This window comes from Sulfitobacter sp. 15WGC, from assembly GCF_005068605.1.
Classification (GTDB): Bacteria; Pseudomonadota; Alphaproteobacteria; order Rhodobacterales; family Rhodobacteraceae; genus Sulfitobacter; species Sulfitobacter faviae.
Genome location: NZ_SZNL01000172.1, coordinates 1 through 254, shown reverse-complemented (window position 1 = coordinate 254; position 254 = coordinate 1). Strand labels below are relative to the sequence as shown.

Genomic DNA, 254 nt, shown 5'->3' with positions numbered 1-254 from the left:
CTGGTCCAACACATAGGCGGCGGTGGCGCGGGTATCGAAAGCGGCGGCGGGCTGGAGCGTCAGCACCAGTGCCACGGCGGCGGCAAAAAGGCGGATCATAGGAAGCATTTCCTCCGGTTTGTCAGTTGACACGGCGTAGGCGTCGGTAAAGCCCTCGGCCTTGACCTTCTTGAGAAGGGTATCGAGTTCGGATTTGCTGGTGGCGGGGCCGATCACCACGCGCCAGAAGGGTTTGTTATTGATCGCGCTTTGCT

General features: G+C 60.6%; 1 protein-coding gene. It reads right to left on the bottom strand.

Annotated features, from left to right (window positions below):
- A partial coding sequence (locus FCK22_RS19470; RefSeq protein WP_248646607.1) for an SPOR domain-containing protein occupies positions 1-254 on the bottom strand: 254 nt, incomplete at both ends.